1 protein-coding gene is annotated in these 207 nt (G+C 75.4%); it reads right to left on the bottom strand.

Going from position 1 to position 207, the window contains the following annotated elements; all coding sequences use genetic code 11:
* The coding region (locus tag QWY29_RS20925; protein WP_336621858.1) for an aldo/keto reductase at positions 1-207 on the bottom strand (207 nt) is incomplete at both ends.

A 207-nucleotide genomic window follows, 5' to 3' on the forward strand; every position in this document is an offset into this window, starting at 1 on the left:
GGGGGGGCGACGCGGGGCCGCTGCATCTGGTCGATCCGCTCGACGCCGTGGTTCCGCAGCGAGAGCTCGGCCTGCTGGCGCAGGTCCGCCGGTCGGCCGCCCGGCGTCCACACGTCCGGGCCCTGCCGGGTCAGACCGGCCTTCGTCGCGACGACCAGGTCGTCGGCGTACGGGTGCAGCGCCTTCCTGATCAGCTGCTCGGCGACG

Origin of the sequence: Nocardioides abyssi (assembly GCF_030412915.1) — a bacterium.
GTDB classification, from domain to species: domain Bacteria; phylum Actinomycetota; class Actinomycetes; order Propionibacteriales; family Nocardioidaceae; genus Nocardioides; species Nocardioides abyssi.